This is a genomic window from Devosia sp. 1566, assembly GCF_004005995.1.
Taxonomy (GTDB): Bacteria; Pseudomonadota; Alphaproteobacteria; order Rhizobiales; family Devosiaceae; genus Devosia.
Window position 1 is genome coordinate 4004058 of sequence record NZ_CP034767.1, and the last position, 20986, is coordinate 4025043.

The following is a 20986-nucleotide window of genomic DNA, read 5'->3' on the forward strand; positions in this document are numbered from 1 at the left end:
TCATGTCCAAGCGTGATCCCAAGCGGCTGCCGCATGACTTCCACTTGTGGACGACGGTCGCCGCAACCGTGGATCCGCTCCGGCGCAAGGGGCTGATGCGCATGGGGGCTGGGCCGCTGCCCATGCCGCACGCCGAAACGCCGGCTGAGCCCCCGGCACGGCCCGCTGCCGGCAAGCCCAAGCCGCCCCGCAAACCGTTCCTCGCGCCGTACCAGGCGCCGCTCCCCAGCGCACCAACTCCCGAGCGCAGCATCGAGCCCGCCATCCATAAAAAGGTGCGCAAAGGCCGCATCGATATCGATGGCACGATCGATCTGCACGGCATGACCCAGAACGAAGCGCGCAGCGCGCTCCATCGCTATGTGCAATCGCGCTGGGCCCGTGGCGACCGCACGCTCCTCGTCATCACCGGCAAGGGTGCCCGTACCGACGATGATTACATCGCCGCCATGAACCAGCGCGGCGTCTTGCGCACCATGTTGCCGATCTGGCTGAGCGAGCCGGCGCTGTCGCCGCTGGTATCAGGCTGGACGCTGGCGGCCCGCGGCCATGGCGGGGAGGGCGCGTGGTATGTGCGCCTGCGCCGCCAGTGACCCCGCTCGGCGCCAAGCTGCGCGCGCTGCGCGAAGAACGCGGCATCCAACTCAAGGACATGGCCGCCGCCCTCCAGGTCTCGAGCGCCTATCTCTCCGCTCTCGAGCACGGCCGGCGCGGCAAGCCCACCGGCTTTCTCCTTCACCGCATCATCGCTTATTTCAACGTCATCTGGGACGAAGCCGAGGAGCTGCAGCGCCTCGCCGAAATCAGCGACCCCAAGATCACCATCGACACCGCCGGCATGGTCCCCGAAGCAACCGAGCTCACCAACCGCCTCGCCGCCGATATCGGCAAACTCACCCCAGAAGACCTCCGGTTCCTGCACACCGAACTGGTACGCCGCTCCACTCGCCGTTAGTTTTGAGCTGTTAGGGCCGGTGCTGTCTGTCGGCTCACCGCCCCATCCCACCCCCGATGGTGGGCTACTCAACCTTTACGCGGCTGGAAGCCATCACGCGGGCAAAATCAAAGGGGGTGAGAGAGCCACCTCCCACCCCTTCACACCCAAGAGACTACAGCACGAACTTACTTAGATCCGTGTCCGCCGCCAGCACGCCGACCTTCTCGGCCACGAAGGCCGCATCGATTCGGATGGTCTCGCCCTGCTTGTCAGGGGCCTCGAACGAGATGTCTTCCACCAGCCGCTCCAGCACCGTTTGCAGCCGCCGGGCGCCGATATTTTCCACCGACGAATTCACCCGCACCGCGGCATCGGCAATGGCCTCGATGGCATCCGGGGTGAATTCCAGCGTCACCCCTTCCGTGCCCATCAGCGCAACATATTGCTTGATGAGGCTCGCCTCGGTGTCGCTCAAAATGCCGATGAAGTCCTCGCGGGTCAGCGCCTTGAGCTCGACGCGGATCGGCAGGCGACCCTGCAATTCGGGCAGAAGGTCCGAGGGCTTGCTCACATGAAACGCGCCCGAAGCGATAAACAGGATATGGTCGGTTTTGACCGGCCCATATTTCGTCGCGACGGTCGTGCCTTCGATCAGCGGCAACAGGTCCCGCTGCACGCCTTCGCGTGATGGCCCGCCCTGTACGCCACCTTCGCGCGCCGCAACCTTGTCGATCTCGTCGATGAAGACGATGCCGTGGTTTTCCACCAGCTCGATCGATTCGGCCTTGAGCTGTTCCTGGTCGAGCAGCTTGTCGGCTTCCTCGGCGATCAGCGGCTCATAGGCATCCTTGACCTTGAGCTTGCGCTTGACCCCGCGCCCGCCCATCGCCGACTTGAACATATCCGATAGATTGATCATGCCGATCCCGCCATTGGGCATGCCCGGCATTTCGAAACCGCCCGTGGAGGGCGACGGGGTCAGCTCGATCTCGATTTCCTTGTCGTCGAGCTCGTTGGCCCGCAGCTTCTTGCGGAACGAGTCGCGCGTCGACGGCGTGGCTGACGTGCCGACCAATGCATCGAGCACCCGCTCTTCGGCATTATGATGCGCCTGGGCCTGCACATCGGCCCGGCGCTTGTCGCGCAGCACGGCGATGCCGGCTTCCACGAGGTCGCGGATGATCTGCTCCACGTCGCGCCCGACATAGCCCACTTCGGTGAACTTGGTGGCTTCCACCTTGATGAACGGCGCCTGCGCCAGCCGGGCCAGGCGGCGCGAAATCTCGGTCTTGCCGACACCCGTGGGCCCGATCATCAGGATGTTCTTGGGCGTCACTTCCCGGCGCAGCTCGGGGGGCAACTGCTGGCGCCGCCACCGGTTGCGCAGCGCCACGGCCACCGCGCGCTTGGCATCGGCCTGACCCACGATATTGCGGTCGAGCTCGCTGACGATCTCGCGCGGGGAAAAATTGGTTTCACTCATTTCGTTGTCTTTCCTGGTGCCTCGTCGAGCAAGCGCACCATCAGGTGTTCGTCGATGTAACGGCCGTTCACATAAAGAGACCGCGGTTCGGTCCCGTAGATTTCAAACCCGGCCTTCCGGTACAGCGCCAGGGCCGGTGCATTTTCTGCGCCAGCGGCCAGCAGCACCTGCTGGTGGCCGAGCTGTCTCGCATGGGCCACGGCCTCCTCGATCAGCGGCAGCGCCATGCCTTGGCCGCGCGCCTCGGGGCGGACATAGACGGTATAAAGATTGCCGATATGCCGCCGCTTGGCGCTCTGGCTCCAATACAGGCCGACCACGCCGCAGAGTCTTTCCGCAACAAAGCCACCAAACACGGCGCTGCCCGTCAGTTGCTCGGTGAAGGCCTCGAGCGGTTGCTGGCTTTCCTCGCCATGATCGCCGCCAAAGGCTTCCGGTGTATCGAGCAGCGCTTCGAGCCGGATCGTCCGGAACGCTTCGGCATCCGCCGCCGTCAATTGCCGGACCGAAAAACTCACGCGTCCAGCTCGATGGTTTCCACCGTCACATTGCCATTGGTGTAGACACAGATTTCCTCGGCGATCTTCATCGCCCGGCGCGCCACATCCTCGGCATCGAGTTCGGTGGCCTGGTGCAGGGCCAGCGCTGCCGAATGGGCGTAGTTGCCGCCCGAGCCGATGGCGATCACGCCATGATCGGGGGTCAGCACATCGCCATTGCCGGTCAGCACCAGCGTGTCCTTCTTGTCGGCCACAATCATCATGGCTTCCAGCCGCCGCAGATATTTGTCGCCGCGCCAGTCCTTGGCCAGCTCAACGGCCGCGCGCATCAGCTGGTCGGGATATTGCTCGAGCTTGGCTTCGAGGCGCTCAAAGAGGGTAAAGGCATCGGCGGTCGAGCCGGCAAAGCCGCCGATCACCTTGCCGCCAGCGAGGCGTCGCACCTTCTTGGCGCCGTGTTTCATCACGGTCTGGCCCATGGACACCTGGCCATCGCCAGCCACCACGACCTTGTTGCCCTTGCGCACGGAAACGATCGTCGTCCCGTGCCAGCCGGGGAATGCTGCATCACTCATGGGGAGAACTCCAGAACTTGTTGGTTCTTACTTAAGCGCAGCCCCGGTGATTTCAATGTGGGCCTGGCCGAGGCGCCACCTCGCTTCAATCCAATCTTTAAGGCTGCGGCGCTACATGCTAGGAGCCCGACGCCCGGAGGCCCCAATGCGCACTGCCACGATCGCCCGCAAGACCAACGAAACCGATATCCGCGTGTCCATCAATCTCGATGGCACCGGCAAGCACGCCATGGCGACGGGTGTCGGCTTTTTCGATCACATGCTCGACCAGCTGGCGCGCCATTCCCTGATCGACATGGAGATCAGCTGCACCGGCGATCTGCATATCGACTTCCACCACACGGTAGAGGATGTCGGCATTGCCCTGGGCCAAGCCATTCGCGAGGCCATCGGCGACAAGCGCGGCATCAACCGCTATGCCAGCTGCGATCTGCCCATGGACGGCACCCTGACCCGGGCAGCGCTCGATGTCTCGGGCCGCCCCTTCCTCGTGTTCCGCGCCCAGTGGAGCCGCGACAAGATCGGCGAGATCGACACCGAGCTGTTCCAGGAATTCTTCCAGGCCTTTGCGGTCAATGCCGGCATCACCCTCCACATCGAGAACTTCTACAGCGACAACAGCCACCATCTGGCCGAGTCCATGTTCAAGGCCGTCGCCCGTGCCCTGCGCGTGGCGCTCGAAATCGATCCGCGGGCAGCCGATCGCGTTCCCTCCACCAAGGGCACGCTCTAGGCTTTCACTGCGGCCCCTTTTGCCCTAATGGAGCAGCAGCGGGCGGGAACACCCCGCGCGGCAGGCCCACGCCCCGGGTCTGCCCTCCGCCGCGCTCTTTGTGCACTGGAGCCAACTGGTGACCTTTTACGCCATTTTTGACGCCAAGCCTGGCCAGGCCGATCTGCCCGTCGCCGTGGGGGATCGCTTCTCCTGGCTCGCCTTCTGGCTGCCCCCCGTCTTTGCGCTGCGCCATGGGCTCTGGCTCGAACTGCTCGTCTACGTGCTCCTCGTCCTTGCGCTCGGATTTGCCTCCCTTTGGCTGGGGCAGGGCGCCACCACAGCTCTTTACGGCGTGCTGGCCGCGTCGATCGGCTTTGCCGCGCCCGCGCTGCGCCGGGCCAAGCTGACGCGCGCCGGCTGGACCTATCGCCGCGAACTCTGGGCACCCTATCCCGAACAGGCTCAACTGGAGGCCCTGCAATGAGCCGCGTTGCCATCATCGATTACGGCGCAGGCAATCTGCATTCGGCCGCCAAGGCCTTCGAGCGGGTGGCCGCCGGCTTCGAACACCCACCTGAAATCCTCGTCACCGCCGACCCTGAAGTGGTGCGTGGCGCTGACCACATCATGCTGCCTGGCGTCGGCGCCTTTGCCGATTGCAAGCGCGGTCTCGATGCCGTGCCCGGCATGGTCGAAACCCTCAACAGCAAGGTCATTGCCGGCGGCACGCCGTTTCTGGGCATCTGCGTGGGCATGCAGCTCATGGCCGGCGAAGGCCGCGAAAAGGAAATCACCCCCGGGCTTGGCTGGATTCCCGGTTCGGTCGAGCGCATCGCCCCCAGCGATCCCAGCCTCAAGATCCCCCATATGGGCTGGAACACGCTTCGCTTCGAGCGCCCCCATGCGCTGTTGTCGGGGATCGCCGACGGCCCTAATGGGCTCCACGCCTATTTTGTCCATTCCTATCACCTGCGCCCCACCCATCCCGAGCATCTCATCGCCACCGCCGATTACGGCGGCCCGGTGACCGCTTGCGTTGGGCGCGACAATCTCTTTGGCGCGCAGTTCCACCCGGAAAAATCCCAAACCCTGGGCCTGCGCCTGATCGAAAACTTCCTGAGGTGGACGCCATGATCCTCTTCCCCGCCATCGACCTCAAGGATGGCCAATGCGTGCGCCTCAAGCTTGGGGACATGAACCAGGCCACCGTCTTCAACGACGATCCGGCTGCTCAGGCCAAGAGCTTTGAAGATCAGGGCTTTGAGTATCTCCACGTCGTTGACCTCAATGGCGCCTTTGCCGGCCAAAGCGTCAACGGCGCGGCGGTGGAAGCCATTCTCAAGACGGTGAAGTTTCCCGTCCAGCTCGGCGGCGGCATCCGCAATCTCGGCCATATCGAAGCCTGGCTCGACAAGGGCCTCGCCCGCGTCATCCTCGGCACCGTCGCCGTGCGCGACCCCGCTTTGGTGAAAGAAGCCGCCCGCAAGTGGCCCGACCAGGTCGCCGTCGGCATCGATGCGCGCGCCGGCATGGTGGCGGTGGAAGGCTGGGCCGAAACCTCCGAGCTCAGCGTCATCGAGCTCGCCCGGCGCTTCGAAGGCGCTGGCGTTGCCGCCATCATCTATACCGATATCGACCGCGACGGTGTACTCGCCGGCATCAACTGGGACTCGACGCTGGAGCTTGCCCGCGCCACCGGCATTCCGGTGATCGCCTCGGGGGGCCTCGCGTCCATGGCTGATATTGAGCGCCTGACCCAACCCGATGCGCAGGTGCTCGAAGGCGCCATCACTGGCCGCGCCCTTTACGATGGCCGCATTGATTCACGTGAAGCCCTGACCCTGTTGCGGCAGGCGGCCTGAATGGCGAACCGCTTTCCCTGGCGGTTCTACCTTCTGGCGCTCGCCGTCATCGTCTTTCTGGCCCTCCTGCCACTGATTTCGGTATGGCTGGCCACAAGTCTTGCCGATTGGCACAATTGCCAACTGGACGAAGGCTCGGTTCATGCCTGCATGATCGCCGGGGCCGATTGGGGCGAAGCGCTTTACGCCATGGCCCTGATGGGCTGGCTGATGCTGGCCAGCATTCCGCTCGGTGGCGGGGCCGTGCTGGTCTGGCTGATTATGCTTATCATTCACTGGCTGGCCTGGCGCCGGCACACGCGCCTGCCGCAAGGATAATCCGATGACCCTCAAGACCCGATTGATCCCCTGCCTTGATGTGATGGGCGGCCGCGTCGTCAAGGGCGTGCAGTTCGTTGACCTTCAGGATGCCGGCGATCCCGTCCAGGCCGCCATGGCCTATGACGCCGCCGGCGCGGATGAACTCACCTTCCTTGATATTGCCGCCAGCCACGAAGGGCGCGACACCATTGTCGATGTGGTCCGCCGCACGGCCGAACATTGCTTCATGCCAGTAACCGTTGGCGGTGGAGTGCGCACCGTGGAAGACATTCGCCGCCTGCTGCTGGCCGGCGCCGACAAGGTCGCCATCAACTCCGCCGCCGTCAGCGATCCCGATTTCATTGCCCGCGCCGCCGACAAGTTCGGCAATCAATGCATCGTCGTCTCTGTCGACGCCAAGGCCCGCGCCGAGGGTCCCGGTTGGGAAATCTGGACCCATGGGGGGCGCAAGCCGACGGGCATTGATGCGGTGGAATTTGCCACCCGCATGGTCGAGCGCGGCGCCGGCGAATTGCTGGTCACCTCCATGGACCGCGACGGCACCAAGACTGGCTTTGACCTTCCCCTCACCCGCACCATCGCCGATGCCGTGGAAGTCCCGGTGATCGCCTCGGGTGGCGTCGGCACGCTCGATCACCTCGTTGAGGGCGTCCGGGAAGGCCATGCCAGCGCCGTGCTGGCCGCCTCCATCTTCCACTTCGGCACCTTCACCATCCCCCAGGCCAAGCAGTATCTGCGCGACCATGGCGTTGCCGTGCGCATGGACCCGCCCGATGTCGAACCCGAGCAAAGGATTGCCCCATGACCCTCGAGGAACTCGACGCCCGCATCGCTTTGCGCGCCGCCGCTTCGCCTGACGAGAGCTACACCGCCAAGCTCCTCGCCCGGGGCATCGAAAAATCAGCGCAAAAGCTCGGCGAAGAAGCCACCGAAGCCGTGATTGCCGCCGTCACCGGCAACAAGCCCGAACTCACCAAGGAAGCCGCCGACGTGCTTTATCATCTGCTTGTCGTGCTGCGCGCGGCTGACCTGCCGCTGGCCGAGGTCATGGCCGAGCTTGACCGCCGCACCGCCCAAAGCGGGCTCGAAGAAAAAGCTGCGCGCGGGGCAGGGCACTGATGGCCAAGCTCAAGCGTCGGCCCCCCGAGCCCTACCATCACCTCACCAAGGCGCAATGGTCCAAGCTGCGCGCCGATGAGCCCATGACCCTGACGCGCGAGGACGTTGCGCGCCTGCGTACCCTCTCCGATCCCATCTCGCTCGAGGAAGCCGAGGAAGTCTATCTGCCGCTGACCCGGCTGCTCTCGTTCTATGTGGAAGCCGTGCAGAATCTGCACCAGGTTTCGACGCGCTTTCTCGGCACACCCGACCAGCGCGTGCCCTTCATCATCGGCGTTGCGGGTTCCGTTGCCGTGGGCAAATCCACCACCGCCCGCATTCTCCAGGCGCTGCTGCGCCGCTGGCCGGCGAGCCCCAAGGTCGATCTCGTCACCACTGATGGCTTTTTGTACCCCAATGCCGTTCTGGCCGAACGCGGGCTCATGGAGCGCAAGGGCTTTCCCGAGAGCTATGATCGTGCTCGCGTCGTCGGCTTTCTCGCCGATGTGAAATCGGGCAAGGGCAAGATCTCGGTCCCGGTTTATTCCCACCTCGTTTACGACGTCGTACCCGGCGAGGAAGTGGTAATTGATCGCCCCGATATCCTCATTGTCGAGGGGCTCAACATCCTGCAGACCGGCGAACTCCCCAAGACCGGGGACCCGATCCTCTTTGCCTCCGATTTCCTCGACTTCTCCATCTATATCGATGCGGACGAGGATGATCTACGCGACTGGTACATGGAGCGATTCTTCCGCCTGCGCGAAACCGCCTTCCGTGACCCCAGTTCGTTCTTCCGCCGTTTTGCCGATATGACCGAGGAAGAGGCCGGGGCCTTTGGGAACAAGGTCTGGGAAACCATCAACCTGCCCAATCTGCTCAATAACGTGCTGCCGACGCGTGGCCGCGCCGATCTGATCCTCAAAAAGGGCAAGAGCCATCTGATCGAGGAAGTGCGCCTGCGTCGCGTCTGACGCTTAGTACGTCCCCGGCCGCGGCTCGCTTAAGACGATCTGGTTGCCGTCGGGGTCGCGCAGTTTGGCGGTCTTGAAGAAATCACCCATCGATTTGGCCACCGGCTCGATGCCCACGCTTTTAAGCCGGTGCAATTCCCCCGCCAGATCATCGACGATCAGCGTCAGCGTCGATGCACCCGCGCGGTCCCCGTCGGTAATCAGCTGGATCCAGCCATCGGTTGGCAGTTTCCATTCGGCCACATCGCCCAGCGGGCGCGAATCGGCCTCCCGGCCGAACAACAGCTCATACCAAGGCAGCGACTCGCCAAAATCGTCGACCGCGATGCCCGCAAGCGCATTGGTGATGGTCATGCAAGATCTACCCCGCCCTTAGAGTTTCCCAACCTAGCACGCCGGTCCCCGCGGGGCACGCAGTTGGCGCGGCCCGATGGCGCTGCTATAGGCAAAGCCGAAAATCGGAGTAGATGATGGCGGAACTGAGGGTAATCATCGCGGGCGCCGGCGGGCGCATGGGCGCAGCCAATATTCGGGCGCTGGTCAACCATCCCGGCGTGGTGCTCCACGCCGCCCTGGATCGGCCCGGCTCAAGCGTGCTCGGGCGTGATGCCGGCACGCTAGCCGGGCTTGAGGCCCTCGGTGTTCCGGTGGTCGATTCGCTCGATACAGCGCTGCCCGGCGCCGACGCCATCATCGATTTCACCGCCCCCGCGGTCAGCGTCACACTGGCACAGCGGGCCGCTGACACTGGCTTGATTCATGTGATCGGCACTACCGGGTGCACTCCCGAGGACGACGCCGCGATTGCTGCCGCTGCCAAGGCCGGGGCCCGCATCGTCAAATCAGGCAATTTCTCCCTCGGCATGGCCGTGCTCTCCAACCTCGTGGAACAGGCCGCTGCGGCTCTGGCCGATTACGACATCGAAATCGTCGAAATGCACCATAGCCGCAAGGTCGACGCGCCCTCGGGCAGCGCCCTCATCCTCGGGGAAGCGGCCGCGCGCGGTCGCGCCGTTTCGCTCGAGGAAAAATCCGTGCGCGTACGCGATGGTCATACCGGCCCGCGTGAAGCCGGCACGATCGGCTTTGCCACCCTGCGCGGCGGCACGGTCGTCGGCGATCACAGCGTCATCTTTGCCGGCCCCGGTGAGCGCCTCGAGCTCGGTCACCGCGCCGAAGACCGCTCCATCTTTGCCAATGGCGCCCTGCGCTCCGCGCTCTGGGCCCGCGATCAGGCCCCCGGCCTTTACACCATTGCCGATGTGCTCGGCCTCACCCAGTCATCAAGGACCTCATCATGACCGGCACCCTGATCCTTGTCCGTCACGGCCAAAGCGAGTGGAACCTGCTCAACCTCTTTACCGGCTGGCGTAACCCCGACCTGACCGAGCAGGGGATGGAAGAGGCCCGCGCCACCGGCAAGGCGCTGAAGGCCGCGGGCATCGTGCCCGACCTTTATTATACCTCGGCTCTGCGCCGGGCCCAGCACACGCTCGATTTGATGCTCGAGGAAATGGGCGTTCTGAATTGCACCATCATTCGCAACACTGCGCTCAATGAACGCGACTATGGCGACCTCTCGGGTCTCAACAAGGATGATGCCCGCGCCAAATGGGGCGAGGAGCAGGTGCTGATCTGGCGCCGCTCCTATGATGTGCCCCCTCCTGGCGGCGAATCGCTCAAGGACACGGCGGCCCGCACCTTGCCTTACTACCAAGCCGAGATCCTGCCGCGTCTCCAGGCCGGCGCAACCATCCTCATTGTTGCCCATGGCAACTCGCTGCGCGCCATGGTCATGGCCATTGAGGGGCTGACGCCCGAGCAGATCCTCAAGCGCGAGATCGCGACCGGCCAGCCTACGGTGTACGAGATCGGCAGCGACGGGGCGCTGGAGCGCCGCATCGAGCTCTAGGTTTCACGTGAAACCGGGTGGGTGGCGGAAATGACCCCGGCCTCCCACCCCAGGATCGCGCGCTTGCGCGGCACGCCCCAATGATAGCCGGTCAGCGCCCCTGAACTGCCCACCACCCGGTGGCAGGGCACCACAAAGCTGATCGGGTTCTTGCCCACCGCCGCCCCCACCGCCCGCGATGCCGAGGGCCGTCCCACCTGACGCGCCACCTCCGCATAGGTGCTGGCCTGCCCCAGTGGGATCGAAAGCAGCGTCTCCCACACCTTGACCTCGAAGTCGGTGCCGATCAGCACCACCCGCACCGGCTGCTCGGGCGACCAATGCTCGGGCGAAAACACCTGGGCGACCATGGGCGCAATGCGCGCATCGTCGCGAATGAACCGGGCATTGGGCCAGCGCTGCGCCAGATCCTCGAAGGCCCGCTCGATGCTGGTCTCGCCATCGGCAAAGCCCAGCCCGGAAATACCGTAGTCGGTGGCAGTCACGACGGCGGTCCCGAACGGGGAGGGGGCCGCGCCCCAGATCATGTCGATCCCCGCGCCACCGGCCCGGAACACGCCGGGCGGCATCGCCTCATAGGTCACGAACAGATCATGTAGCCGCGAGGTCGAGGAGAGACCCACTTCATAGGTGGTGTCGAGTACGCTTTGCCGGCTCGCCAGCAGCGATTTGGCATGGTCGAGCGCCACCGCCTGGGCAAAGGACTTGGGTGTCAGCCCGCACCAGCGGCGAAACAATTCGCTGAGCGAACGCTCGCTTTGCCCCAGCGCACGGGCGAATCGGGCGAGATCGAGTTCATCGGGGCCTGTTTCGCTGAGATAGCGAATGGCCGCGCGAATCGCCTCGTAGTCATCGGCTGCGGATATGGTCACATGCGTGTTCATGGGGAGGAAGCTAGGACAATGCGCCCCCGCAAGCGACCCGAAAACAACGTCTAGGCGCGCGCCTTGCGCAGGGCCGAACCGAAGGCCTTGCTGAAGCTCGAGAGGTCATCGGGATGCAAGAACGCCCCCACTGGCGTATCGAGCCCGCCCGAGCGCAGCAACAGCCCCGTCGTGCGCTCGTTGATATCGCGCTCGATCACCAGCCGCACCTGGCGCGGGTCAAACAGCTGCGTGCTGGTTTCGCCCTTGGCCCCGATGCTGGTCAGCTCGAGCCGATCCTTCCACAGCCGCACCTGTTCGGCCTGCTTGCCGCCCTTGATCGAGGCATGCATCGCCCAGGCAATGGCCAGCACGTCGAGGCCCATGAACCCGATCACCGGCCAGGCGCCCATGGCAAAAAAGATGATACCGGGGATCAGCGCGAGGACGCCTGCCAGGGCAACAACGAACCAGCCACCGCGTCGCGACAGGGAGCGGTGTGGCGTCAGCCTAGCTGCAAAGAGCGGCGCTGTGGTTGTAGCTTGCATCGACATGGTAAAGCTCTCAAGCCATATAACCCCAAAGCGGGGAGTGAGAAAATGCCGCCATTAAAAAAAGTGAAGTCACTGCCTCCCGCGGCTATCGCGGCGATCTTCGAGCGCTTCCACAGCATAGACCCTGAGCCAAAGGGCGAACTCGAATATGTCAACGCCTTCACTTTGTTGGTGGCGGTGGTGCTTTCGGCCCAGGCGACCGATGCAGGCGTCAACAAGGCGACCCGCGCGCTCTTTCAACTGGCGCCCACCCCCGCCGCAATGGTGGCGCTTGGCCCCGAGCGCATCGAGGAAATGATTCGCACCATTGGCCTGTTCCGCACCAAGGCCAAGAATGTCTATGCCCTCAGCCAAAAGCTCCTCAACGATTATAGCGGCGAGGTCCCGGCCGATCGCGAGGCGCTGGAATCCCTGCCCGGCGTCGGGCGCAAAACCGCCAATGTCGTGCTCAACATCTTTTTTGGCCAGCCCACTATGGCCGTCGACACCCATGTGTTCCGGGTCAGCAACCGCACCGGCATCGCTCCAGGCGCCACGGTGCTGGCAGTGGAAACCCGGCTGATGCAGGTTATTCCACCCGAGTATGCGCTCCATGCCCATCACTGGCTGATCCTGCACGGCCGTTATATCTGCAAGGCGCGCAAGCCCGAATGCTGGCGCTGCCCCATCCGGCAATGGTGCCTGTTCGAGCCCAAGACGCCCGCACCCGGCGGCGGCCCCCAAGCGCTCTCGAGCTAGCTGCCGTAACCCCGCGCCATCATCGCAGCAAAGATTGGCACGAGGATGAGAAAACCCAACTCGGCATGGAGGAACCGACGCTGCCGGCGAATTTCACCTTCGCTTGGGCGAAAGCCGGGATCGGCGCGAAGCGCTTTGCGCCACCGGCCAAAGGCAATTGTGGGCGCAATTGACAGCAGGCCCACCGCCACAAAGGCGGCCATCTTTCCCCAGAAGGCGTGATTGCTGAAATAATAGTCCGGACCCGCGGCACCCCAGTACAGCCGCATCACTCCCACCAGCACCACCAGCACTGCGGCGCTGCCATAAACGGCGTCGAGCCGCGCCAAGCGCTGCAGCTGTACGCCGTCTAGACCGGGACGCAGCAGCACGAATTCGGCTGCGATCGCGCCAACCAAGGTGAACACCGCTAGATGGTGACCGATCGCCAAGGCAAGATCTGCATCCATCTTCCGCTCCATTGTTGACGCTGTTCACATGCTAGTTTAGGCATGTGAACAATGTCAACTTCGAACCACCCGCCGTATCACCATGGCGATCTGCGCAACGCCTTGCTCGACGCCGCTCTCATCATTCTGGAGCGGGAAGGGGAGGCGGGCCTCGGGCTGCGCGAACTCGCCCGTGCCGTTGGCGTGTCACCAGCCGCGCCTTATCGCCATTTCGACGGCCGCATTGCCCTCCTGGAAGCGCTGGCGGTCACCGGCTTTCGCCGCTTCACCCAGATGATGGACGAGGTCGGCGCCACGAACCCGCCCGATCCGCTCGCCGCCATGGGCCGCGCCTATGTCTTGTTCGCGCTTGATAACGGCAATCTCTTTCGCCTGATGTTTTCCCCGCAGCTGCGCCGCGCCAATCGTCCCGGCCTGCGCATGGCCGCCGATGCCGCCTTTGCCACCCTGCGCCGCGTTGCTGGCGGGGAAGGGCGGGAAGCCCGCATTGCCTCGCTCACCGCGTGGGCGCGCGTTCATGGCCTTGCCGTGCTGCTGCTCGATGGCCAGATCGCCATTGAAGCGGGCGAAGACACCCGAGACCTGATCGCCCAGATCATCGGCCGCTCCTAAGCTGGCTACCCGCCTAGTTCGGCTGGCCAATTGCACAGCCCGGCGCGATCCTCTACACCGCCAAGGTCTGGTCCCGGAGCCCCTGCATGTCCGAAACGCGGTTTGACGTCCTCACCATCGGCAATGCCATTGTCGATATCATTGCCCCCGTCGAGCCGGGCTTCATCGAGCGCGAAGGCATGAGCAAGGGCATCATGCACCTCATCGACACCGACCGCGCTGCCGATCTTTACGACAAGATGCCCCTGGGCAAGCAGCAGATCTCGGGCGGCAGCGCCGCCAATACCGCCGCCGGCGTCGCCTCCCTTGGTGGCCGCGCCGCCTTTATCGGCAAGGTCGCCGACGATCCGCTGGGCGACGTCTTTGCCACCGACCTCGATGCGCTGGGCGTCTACTACGCCACCAGCCGCCTCGAAAACGGCGCGCTCACCGCCCGCTCCATGATCTTCCTGTCCGAAGATGGCGAGCGCACCATGAACACCTATCTCGGCGCCTGCCACGAGCTGACCGAGCGCGACATCCGCCCCGACGAGATCGGCAGCGCTGCCATCACCTATATGGAAGGCTTTCTATGGGACCCGGTCGAGGCCAAAAAGGCCTTTGTGCTGGCCGCCCACTACGCCCACAAGAACGAGCGCGCCGCCGCCTTCACCCTTTCGGACCCGTTCTGCGTCGATCGTTATCGCGCCGAGTTCCTCGATCTCATCCGCTCCAAGACCATCGACTATGTCTTTGCCAATATCAACGAGCTGAAATCGCTCTACCAGACGGATGACCTCGGCGTCGCTGTTCGCGAGATCGCCAAGGATGCCGAACTCGCCGCCATCACCATGGGCGCCGATGGCGCGATGGCGATCTGCAATGGCGAAGTGGTTTCGGTACCAGCCTTCCCGGTGCCCCATGTCGTCGATGCCACCGGCGCCGGCGATCTCTTCGCCTCGGGTTTCCTGCTCGCTATGGCCCGTGGCCAAACGCTGGAAACCGCGCTCAAAACCGGCTGCCTCGCGGCTTCCGAGGTGATCTCCCATATCGGCGCGCGCCCGCAGCTCGATCTGGGCGACCTGACCCGCGAGCACGGGCTGGCGGGCTAGGCTCGGAGCGCCTCCAGCCGCCGCAGCCCGCGCGGGGCGAAATCGGCCAGCGCCTCGACTGACCGCCACTGCGCGCCATGCACTTCCTCGAGCTGGGGCGTGAGCGGCAAGCCCGGGTCGGCTACGAACAGATATTGCAGATCGTGGTGCACATGCGCCGGCTCGTTGCGGGCCGGTTTGCCCGGCACGTCGTGGCTGTCGATGGTGAAGGGCAGATCGCTATCCGCGTGCCAGGGATGGAGCCGCAGATCTGCGACCCCCGTTTCCTCGAAGGCTTCCCGTGCCGCCGATTGGGCAAAGCGCGGTGCCGGTTCGTAGTGCCCGCCCGGCTGCAGCCATCGGCCGATGGTGACATGGTCGATCAACAAGGCCTGCCGGAGATCGGGCGAAAGCACAAAGGCACTGGTCGTGACATGCCCCGGCAAGGTGCTCCGCTCATCGAGCTGATGCCCCTCTGCGATCTGCCAGCGTAACAGGGAGAGGTATTCTCCCCGCTCCGCCACTTCGGCAAGGTAGCGCTCCACCAGGGCATTCAGCGTGGGCAGGAAGGGTTTAGGCAAGCCGTGTGCCGCCGGCCATTTCGGCGAGGATCGCCCGGGCTGCCGCTGCGGGATCGGGCGCTTCGATGATCGGGCGCGCCACGACGAGATGGGTCGCGCCGGCGTCGAGCGCCTCGCGCGGACCCATGACCCGCTTCTGGTCCCCCGCCGGCGAACCGGACGGGCGAATGCCGGGCGTCACTACCGCGAGGTCAGGACCCACGAGATTGCGCACCATCCCCGCTTCATGGGCCGAAGCCACAACGCCACCGATCCCGGCTGCCCGCGCCTGTTCGGCCCGCAGCGCGACGAGGCCCGCCGCATCGCGCTCATAACCCGCTTCGCGCAGATCGGCATCGTCCATCGAGGTCAGCACGGTAACGCCCAATACGCACAGCCCCGATCCGGCGGCGGCCTTGGCGGCGGCGCGCATGGTCTTGGGATAGGCATGCACGGTCAGCATGGTCGCGCCCGTCTGCGCGAAAGCAGCGACCCCTTTTTCAACCGTGTTGTCGATGTCGAGGAGCTTGAGATCGAAGAATACCTTCTTGCCCGCGCTAATCAACTCCTTGCCCAGGGCAAACCCGTCCCCGCCATAAAACAGCTGGTAGCCGATCTTGTAGAACTCGACGCTGTCGCCCAGCCGCGCGACCATGTCTTCGGCCTTGGCGCGCGACGACAGGTCCAGACCAACAATCAATTCTCCGCTCACCGCTGCTTCTCCCGGGCTCAAAAACTGCCGGGAGGCTTAGGTCAAAACCCGAGCCTCCGCAATCGCCGGCGCGGTGAACCAGTCCGGTGGCAATTCCTCGAGGGGCGTCCAGTCCAGCAGCACTTGTCTCTCGGCAAGCTCGAACACGAACCCATTGCCACCGCCCCGACCGCCGCGGCGCCCCTGGTCTTCCCGCCGGTCGATCGGCACTCCTGCGACAAAGCATTTGAGCAGCGTGCCCACCCCGCCATGCCCGCAAAACACTGCCGGGGTGCCCGGGGGGACACTGGCCAGCGCCGTGCGCACCGTTTCAACGATACGGGCCTGCGCGTCGATCGCCCGTTCCCATCCCTGGTAGCTGCTATGGGGTTCGGCAAAGAACTGGTCGGCTGCCAGCTCAAACAGCGCCGGGGGCAGAAAGCCCGTGCTGCTGCGATCATTTTCCCCCATCAGGTGATCGCTCAACACCACTGTCCCGGTGCTCGCCGCGAGAACTTCGGCGAGATCGAGTGCCTTGCGCTCGCGGCTCGAAAAGATCATCGCGCCGGGCGGCACCACGCCCCGCGCCGCAAAGCGCTCAGCCCGGTCGAGCCCTTCGGCCGACAGCGGCCACAGCGGCACCGGCACATTGGCATCCATGCTGATCTGCGGGTGGGAAAGGTAAAGTGCCCGCATCGCCTGCTAGCCTCTGCTGAAATGGGTGAGATCGTGCACCAGCTGCTCGATCTTGCCGACCACGGATTTTTCGGTGGGATTGCCGTCCGCATCAAAGGCGGCGGCGCCCGGGCCAATGCCGAGCAGCGTCGGCACCACCAGGGCTCCAAGTTTGCTCAGGCTATCGCGCAGATGGGACTGGCCCATCACCGTGCCATATTTGCCCGAGCTCACCCCGCCAATGCCAAAAACGGCGTGCCGGAACGGATTGGGCTTTTGCCGGCTGAGCCAGGCAATGGTGTTGACCGTCAGGGGTGTCAGCCCGCCATTATATTCCGGACTGGCCCAGAAGATGATGTCGTGGCTGGCAAACAGCTGCGCGAGAACAGGCGCTGCTTCCGGTACCTGGTCCGGTTCCAGATCCTCGTTGAACAGGGGCATGGGAAAGTCGCCCAGTTCAAGCTGGGTGACCGCAACCCCGGCTTGCGTGAGCTTGCGCCCGACATGGTTTTGCAGCACGCGGTTGAGCGAGCCGCGCCGGATCGAGCCTGAAAGCGTCAATGCAGTGCCCATGCCGGCAGTGTTCCTCCGCGTTGGAGGATCAATGTTGCTCAGCTGCGGGATGTGCACAAGCCATGTTGACGCATAGCTGCCGATGGGATCGTCTCAACTCGCACTGAGGGAGACAATTACATGGCTTCGAAGTTGAACGTGACCCATCTCTCGCACGACCTGGCGGCCGGCAAGAGCTATCTGTCATTCGTGTGGGCCGATGATTCCAACAAGCGCCTTGGGCTTGAAGTGCCCTTCGGCACCGCCATCGCCGATGCCGAGGATGCGGGCAGGGCGGCGCTCACAGCCCTGTCGCGTGAACTCGACGAAGCCGTGCTCGTCGTCCCGCCGGCGGCAACCACCGGTTCTTGACCGGCGGCAGCGCGCTTAGGTGTCGAACATCTTTTTGAGCTTGGCGAAAAACCCGTCCGAAGTGGGGCTGGTTTCGTTCGTGGTCAGGCGCTGGAATTCTTCGAGCAGTTCGCGCTGCTTGCGGCTGAGGTTCTGCGGCGTCTCAATATCGAGCTGCACATAAAGATCGCCCTGATCCTTGGAGCGGAGCACCGGCATGCCCTTGCCCTTGAGGCGCACGCGCTGACCCGGCTGGGTGCCGGCCGGCACCTTGACCTTGGCTCGCGCATTATCAAGCGTTGGCACCTCGAACTCGCCCCCCAGCGCCGCCGTCGTCATCGCGATGGGGACGCGCGCATAAAGATCAGCGCCGTCGCGCTGGAACAGGTCGTGCGGCTTGATCGAGATAAAGATGTAAAGATCGCCCGGCGGGCCACCACGCAGCCCCGCCTCGCCCTCATTGGCCAGCCGGATGCGCGTGCCATCCTCGATGCCCTTGGGGATATCCACCGATAGCTTGCGATTCTCCTCGCGCCGGCCCTGGCCACCGCAATCGGTGCAGGGCTGGTCCATCATCTGGCCGCGGCCCTGGCACACGGGGCAGGTCCGCTCGATGGTGAAAAAGCCCTGTGCAGCGCGCACCTTGCCATGGCCATTGCATTGCCGGCAGGTATGGGTGCCGGTGCCCGGCTTGGCGCCCGAGCCATCGCAGGTGGTGCAGCCAACCAGCGTTGGCACATCGATCTCGACCGTGCGGCCGGTATAGGATTCCTCGAGCGAGATTTCGAGATTATAGCGCAAATCCGAGCCGCGCAGCTTGGCCGAGGCCCCGCCGCCGCCGCGTCGGCCGCCCATGAAATCGCCAAAGATGTCTTCGAAGATATCGGACATCGAGGAGTTGAATTCGGGGCCAAAGCCCGCGCCTCCACGCCCACCGCCATTTTCAAACGCGGCATGGCCGAACCGGTCATAGGCGGCGCGCTTCTGGCCGTCCTTGAGCGTGTCATAGGCCTCGCTGATTTCCTTGAACTTGGCCTCCGCTTCGCTGTTGCCGGGGTTGCGGTCGGGATGATGCTGCATGGCCAGCTTGCGATAAGCACTCTTGAGTGCCGCATCGTCGGCTCCCTTGGCAACGCCAAGCACTTCGTAGAAATCTCGTTTGGCCAAGAAAATTGTCTCCAGACGCCGGGCTGCGGTACGGGCGTCGCGCGGGGAGCGCGCCAGCCCGGCACCGATGGGATTGGTTGGAACTGCCTCACAGATGGCGACGCTGCGCCGCCGGTGCAAGGGTGATTAGCAAGGGTAGGGCGCGCCAGCAACTCTTGGATACACGTGAAACCCTGTTGCCCAGGCCCAAAACAAAAAGGGCCCGGCCAAGCCGGACCCCTCTAGACCATTCTGAAGGCTTACGCCGACTTCTGGTTGTCGTCGTCGCGCACTTCCTCGAAGTCCGCATCGACCACGTCGTCATCGCCATCGTCGGTGCCGGAGGCCTTGGCCTCGGCTTCTGCCTGCGATGCCTTGTACATGGCCTCACCCAGCTTCATCGACGCTTCCGCCAGAGCCGCGGTCTTTTCCTTGATCGCTTCGGCATTGTCGCCTTCGATCACCGAGCGCAGATCGGCAAGAGCGGTTTCGATCGCGGTCTTGTCTTCGGCCGAAACCTTGTCGCCATATTCCTTGAGCGACTTTTCGGTCGAGTGGATCAGGCTTTCGCCCTGGTTCTTGGCTTCCACCGCTTCGCGCTTCTGCCGGTCGGCTTCGGCGTTCTGCTCGGCTTCCTTGACCATGGCTTCGATATCGGCGTCGCTGAGACCACCCGAAGCCTGGATGCGGATCTGCTGCTCCTTGCCGGTGCCCTTGTCCTTGGCCGAAACCTGCACGATGCCGTTGGCGTCGATGTCGAAGGTCACTTCGATCTGCGGCACGCCACGCGGTGCGGGGGGAATGCCGGTCAGGTCGAAATTGCCCAGCAGCTTGTTGTTGGCGGCCATTTCGCGCTCACCCTGGAACACCCGGATGGTCACGGCGCTCTGGCTGTCTTCGGCGGTCGAGAACACCTGGCTCTTCTTGGTCGGGATGGTGGTGTTGCGATCGATCAGGCGGGTGAAAACGCCACCCAGGGTTTCGATGCCCAGCGACAACGGGGTCACGTCGAGCAGCAGCACGTCCTTGACGTCGCCCTGCAGCACGCCGGCCTGGATCGCTGCGCCAAGCGCCACCACTTCGTCCGGGTTCACGCCCTTGTGGGGCTCCTTGCCGAACAGCTGCTTGACCACTTCCTGCACCTTGGGCATGCGGCTCATGCCGCCCACCAGCACCACTTCGTCGATCTGTGCTGCCGAAACCCCGGCATCCTTCATCGCCTGCTTGCAGGGGTCGATGGTCCGCTGGATCAGGTCTTCCACGAGAGTTTCGAGCTTGGAGCGCGTCAGCTTGAGCGTCAGGTGCTTGGGGCCCGAAGCGTCTGCCGTAATAAAGGGTAGGTTGATTTCGGTCTGGGTTGCGCTCGAAAGTTCAATTTTGGCCTTTTCGGCAGCTTCCTTGAGGCGCTGCAGGGCGAGCTTGTCATTGCGCAGGTCGATGCCCTGCTCTTTCTTGAACTCGTCGGCCAGATAATCCATCAAGCGGTTGTCGAAGTCTTCGCCGCCCAGGAACGTGTCGCCATTGGTGGACTTCACCTCAAACACGCCATCGCCGATCTCGAGGATCGAGACGTCGAAGGTGCCGCCGCCAAGGTCGTACACGGCGATGGTGCCGCTGTTCTTCTTGTCGAGGCCATAGGCCAGCGCTGCAGCAGTCGGCTCGTTGATGATGCGCAGCACTTCAAGGCCGGCAATCTTGCCGGCGTCCTTGGTCGCCTGGCGCTGCGAATCGTTGAAGTAAGCGGGAACCGTGATCACCGCCTGGGTGACGGTTTCACCGAGATAGGACTCGGCGGTTTCCTTCATCTTCTGCAGGATCATGGCCGAGACCTGCGAGGGCGAATATTTCTCGCCCGAGGCTTCCACCCAGGCGTCGCCATTGTCCGCCTTGACGATCTTGAAGGGCACCAGGTTCTTGTCCTTGGCCACAACCGCGTCATCGAAGCGGCGTCCAATCAGGCGCTTGACGGCAAACAGCGTGCCTTCGGGATTGGTCACGGCCTGCCGTTTGGCCGGCTGGCCAACCAAACGCTCGCCATCCTTGGAAAATGCCACCATGGAGGGGGTGGTACGCGCCCCTTCGGCGTTTTCAATCACCTTGGGATTGCTGCCGTCCATCACGGCGACGCAGCTATTGGTGGTGCCCAGGTCGATACCGATTACTTTAGCCATAACGTGCCTCTTTTTAAGCAAAACCCTTGATCGAAACCCCTCTTGAAAGCGGGTTTCCAGGGCCTTCGGAGCCGGGTTTCCTTGAATTGGGTGTGCTCATTGCTGAGCGTGAGGGGTATATAGGAGGGGGGCTGGAAGCGTTCAAGCAGAACAAAAGCGATTTGCCTGAACGAGGGG

General features: G+C 63.9%; 29 protein-coding genes. 16 read left to right on the top strand and 13 right to left on the bottom strand.

All coding sequences use genetic code 11. The features are described 5' to 3' along the window. The first annotated feature begins 2 nt into the window (after nt 1-2). Nucleotides 3-593 carry a Smr/MutS family protein gene (locus ELX51_RS19020; protein WP_164854924.1) on the top strand — a complete coding sequence of 197 codons (591 nt, stop codon included), beginning with the start codon at nt 3-5 and terminating at the stop codon, nt 591-593. Then, the gene (locus ELX51_RS19025) at nt 590-955 is read left to right on the top strand and encodes a helix-turn-helix transcriptional regulator (RefSeq protein ID WP_127754966.1); all 366 of its coding nucleotides are present in this window, start codon (nt 590-592) and stop codon (nt 953-955) included. Before ELX51_RS19020 ends, ELX51_RS19025 begins: the two co-directional genes overlap by 4 nt. 154 nt (nt 956-1109) lie before the next feature. Here the strand turns inward: ELX51_RS19025 and hslU are convergent, their stop codons facing one another. From hslU to hslV, 3 genes are read right to left on the bottom strand one after another with little or no spacing between them, the layout of a single operon-like run. Beyond that, on the bottom strand, nt 1110-2420 hold the full coding sequence (gene hslU, locus ELX51_RS19030) for an ATP-dependent protease ATPase subunit HslU (protein WP_127754967.1): 1311 nt from the start codon (nt 2418-2420) through the stop codon (nt 1110-1112). Continuing rightward, nucleotides 2417-2938: a GNAT family N-acetyltransferase gene (locus tag ELX51_RS19035; protein ID WP_164854925.1), complete on the bottom strand. Its 522-nt coding sequence runs from the start codon at nt 2936-2938 to the stop codon at nt 2417-2419. The genes hslU and ELX51_RS19035 overlap by 4 nt, the downstream gene beginning before the upstream one ends. After that, nucleotides 2935-3495, bottom strand: coding sequence for an ATP-dependent protease subunit HslV (gene hslV, locus ELX51_RS19040; RefSeq protein WP_127754969.1), 561 nt, complete (start codon nt 3493-3495; stop codon nt 2935-2937). The genes ELX51_RS19035 and hslV overlap by 4 nt, the downstream gene beginning before the upstream one ends. A 145-nt stretch (nt 3496-3640) precedes the next feature. Here hslV and hisB point away from each other — a divergent pair, with 145 nt between their 5' ends. The 8 genes from hisB (at nt 3641) to coaA (ending at nt 8465) form a co-directional block, all read left to right on the top strand. Further along, the gene (gene hisB, locus ELX51_RS19045; RefSeq protein WP_127754970.1) at nt 3641-4228 is read left to right on the top strand and encodes an imidazoleglycerol-phosphate dehydratase HisB; all 588 of its coding nucleotides are present in this window, start codon (nt 3641-3643) and stop codon (nt 4226-4228) included. A 118-nt stretch (nt 4229-4346) separates the two neighbouring features. Then, a complete protein-coding gene (locus ELX51_RS19050) occupies nt 4347-4694 on the top strand; it encodes a DUF2628 domain-containing protein (RefSeq protein WP_164854926.1) in 348 nt (115 codons plus the stop codon). Further along, complete coding sequence (hisH, locus tag ELX51_RS19055) at nt 4691-5344, top strand: imidazole glycerol phosphate synthase subunit HisH (protein WP_127754972.1); 654 nt, start codon at nt 4691-4693, stop codon at nt 5342-5344. Before ELX51_RS19050 ends, hisH begins: the two co-directional genes overlap by 4 nt. Beyond that, nucleotides 5341-6072, top strand: coding sequence for a 1-(5-phosphoribosyl)-5-[(5-phosphoribosylamino)methylideneamino]imidazole-4-carboxamide isomerase (gene hisA, locus ELX51_RS19060; protein ID WP_127754973.1), 732 nt, complete (start codon nt 5341-5343; stop codon nt 6070-6072). Before hisH ends, hisA begins: the two co-directional genes overlap by 4 nt. Beyond that, complete coding sequence (locus ELX51_RS19065) at nt 6073-6390, top strand: hypothetical protein (RefSeq protein WP_127754974.1); 318 nt, start codon at nt 6073-6075, stop codon at nt 6388-6390. Between the two features lie 4 nt (nt 6391-6394). Beyond that, nucleotides 6395-7198 carry an imidazole glycerol phosphate synthase subunit HisF gene (gene hisF, locus ELX51_RS19070; RefSeq protein WP_127754975.1) on the top strand — a complete coding sequence of 268 codons (804 nt, stop codon included), beginning with the start codon at nt 6395-6397 and terminating at the stop codon, nt 7196-7198. Continuing rightward, nucleotides 7195-7512: a phosphoribosyl-ATP diphosphatase gene (locus tag ELX51_RS19075; RefSeq protein WP_127754976.1), complete on the top strand. Its 318-nt coding sequence runs from the start codon at nt 7195-7197 to the stop codon at nt 7510-7512. Before hisF ends, ELX51_RS19075 begins: the two co-directional genes overlap by 4 nt. Further along, on the top strand, nt 7512-8465 hold the full coding sequence (gene coaA, locus ELX51_RS19080; RefSeq protein WP_127754977.1) for a type I pantothenate kinase: 954 nt from the start codon (nt 7512-7514) through the stop codon (nt 8463-8465). The genes ELX51_RS19075 and coaA overlap by 1 nt, the downstream gene beginning before the upstream one ends. Nucleotides 8466-8468: 3 nt before the next feature. On the opposite strand, the gene ELX51_RS19085 is transcribed toward coaA, so the two are convergent. Next, nucleotides 8469-8819, bottom strand: coding sequence for a VOC family protein (locus tag ELX51_RS19085; protein ID WP_127754978.1), 351 nt, complete (start codon nt 8817-8819; stop codon nt 8469-8471). 116 nt (nt 8820-8935) lie between these two features. Between ELX51_RS19085 and dapB the strand changes: the two genes are divergently transcribed. Further along, complete coding sequence (gene dapB / locus ELX51_RS19090) at nt 8936-9766, top strand: 4-hydroxy-tetrahydrodipicolinate reductase (protein WP_127754979.1); 831 nt, start codon at nt 8936-8938, stop codon at nt 9764-9766. Next, entirely contained in the window at nt 9763-10377 is a 615-nt protein-coding gene (locus tag ELX51_RS19095; RefSeq protein ID WP_127754980.1) for a 2,3-bisphosphoglycerate-dependent phosphoglycerate mutase, read from the top strand. The genes dapB and ELX51_RS19095 overlap by 4 nt, the downstream gene beginning before the upstream one ends. Here the strand turns inward: ELX51_RS19095 and ELX51_RS19100 are convergent. Then, the gene (locus ELX51_RS19100) at nt 10374-11261 is read right to left on the bottom strand and encodes a bifunctional helix-turn-helix domain-containing protein/methylated-DNA--[protein]-cysteine S-methyltransferase (RefSeq protein ID WP_127754981.1); all 888 of its coding nucleotides are present in this window, start codon (nt 11259-11261) and stop codon (nt 10374-10376) included. The genes ELX51_RS19095 and ELX51_RS19100 overlap by 4 nt on opposite strands. Nucleotides 11262-11311: 50 nt before the next feature. Continuing rightward, the gene (locus tag ELX51_RS19105) at nt 11312-11794 is read right to left on the bottom strand and encodes a DUF2244 domain-containing protein (protein ID WP_127754982.1); all 483 of its coding nucleotides are present in this window, start codon (nt 11792-11794) and stop codon (nt 11312-11314) included. Nucleotides 11795-11839: 45 nt separating this feature from the next. Here ELX51_RS19105 and nth point away from each other — a divergent pair, with 45 nt between their 5' ends. Further along, entirely contained in the window at nt 11840-12532 is a 693-nt protein-coding gene (nth, locus tag ELX51_RS19110) for an endonuclease III (protein ID WP_127754983.1), read from the top strand. On the opposite strand, the gene ELX51_RS19115 is transcribed toward nth, so the two are convergent. Next, on the bottom strand, nt 12529-12981 hold the full coding sequence (locus ELX51_RS19115; RefSeq protein ID WP_127754984.1) for a DUF2214 family protein: 453 nt from the start codon (nt 12979-12981) through the stop codon (nt 12529-12531). The genes nth and ELX51_RS19115 overlap by 4 nt on opposite strands. A gap of 51 nt (nt 12982-13032) precedes the next feature. Between ELX51_RS19115 and ELX51_RS19120 the strand changes: the two genes are divergently transcribed. Then, nucleotides 13033-13593, top strand: coding sequence for a TetR/AcrR family transcriptional regulator (locus tag ELX51_RS19120; protein ID WP_127754985.1), 561 nt, complete (start codon nt 13033-13035; stop codon nt 13591-13593). 86 nt (nt 13594-13679) lie between these two features. Beyond that, nucleotides 13680-14684, top strand: coding sequence for an adenosine kinase (locus ELX51_RS19125; protein WP_127754986.1), 1005 nt, complete (start codon nt 13680-13682; stop codon nt 14682-14684). Here ELX51_RS19125 and ELX51_RS19130 read toward each other — a convergent pair. Genes ELX51_RS19130 through ELX51_RS19145 form a run of 4 tightly spaced genes read right to left on the bottom strand, consistent with a single transcriptional unit; the run spans nt 14681 to nt 17162 of the window. Then, a complete protein-coding gene (locus tag ELX51_RS19130; protein WP_164854927.1) occupies nt 14681-15244 on the bottom strand; it encodes an NUDIX domain-containing protein in 564 nt (187 codons plus the stop codon). The two genes, ELX51_RS19125 and ELX51_RS19130, sit on opposite strands and share 4 nt — an antisense overlap. Continuing rightward, nucleotides 15237-15935: an orotidine-5'-phosphate decarboxylase gene (pyrF, locus tag ELX51_RS19135; RefSeq protein WP_127754988.1), complete on the bottom strand. Its 699-nt coding sequence runs from the start codon at nt 15933-15935 to the stop codon at nt 15237-15239. The genes ELX51_RS19130 and pyrF overlap by 8 nt, the downstream gene beginning before the upstream one ends. 36 nt (nt 15936-15971) lie before the next feature. After that, nucleotides 15972-16610, bottom strand: a complete 639-nt coding sequence (locus ELX51_RS19140) for a histidine phosphatase family protein (protein ID WP_127754989.1) — start codon at nt 16608-16610, stop codon at nt 15972-15974. A gap of 6 nt (nt 16611-16616) precedes the next feature. After that, a complete protein-coding gene (locus ELX51_RS19145) occupies nt 16617-17162 on the bottom strand; it encodes an NADPH-dependent FMN reductase (protein WP_127754990.1) in 546 nt (181 codons plus the stop codon). Between the two features lie 120 nt (nt 17163-17282). Here ELX51_RS19145 and ELX51_RS19150 point away from each other — a divergent pair, with 120 nt between their 5' ends. Then, complete coding sequence (locus ELX51_RS19150; RefSeq protein ID WP_127754991.1) at nt 17283-17513, top strand: hypothetical protein; 231 nt, start codon at nt 17283-17285, stop codon at nt 17511-17513. 15 nt (nt 17514-17528) lie between these two features. Here ELX51_RS19150 and dnaJ read toward each other — a convergent pair whose 3' ends face one another. Further along, entirely contained in the window at nt 17529-18659 is a 1131-nt protein-coding gene (dnaJ, locus tag ELX51_RS19155; RefSeq protein WP_127754992.1) for a molecular chaperone DnaJ, read from the bottom strand. 239 nt (nt 18660-18898) lie between these two features. After that, nucleotides 18899-20809, bottom strand: a complete 1911-nt coding sequence (gene dnaK, locus ELX51_RS19160; RefSeq protein ID WP_127754993.1) for a molecular chaperone DnaK — start codon at nt 20807-20809, stop codon at nt 18899-18901. Nucleotides 20810-20986: the final 177 nt, after the last annotated feature.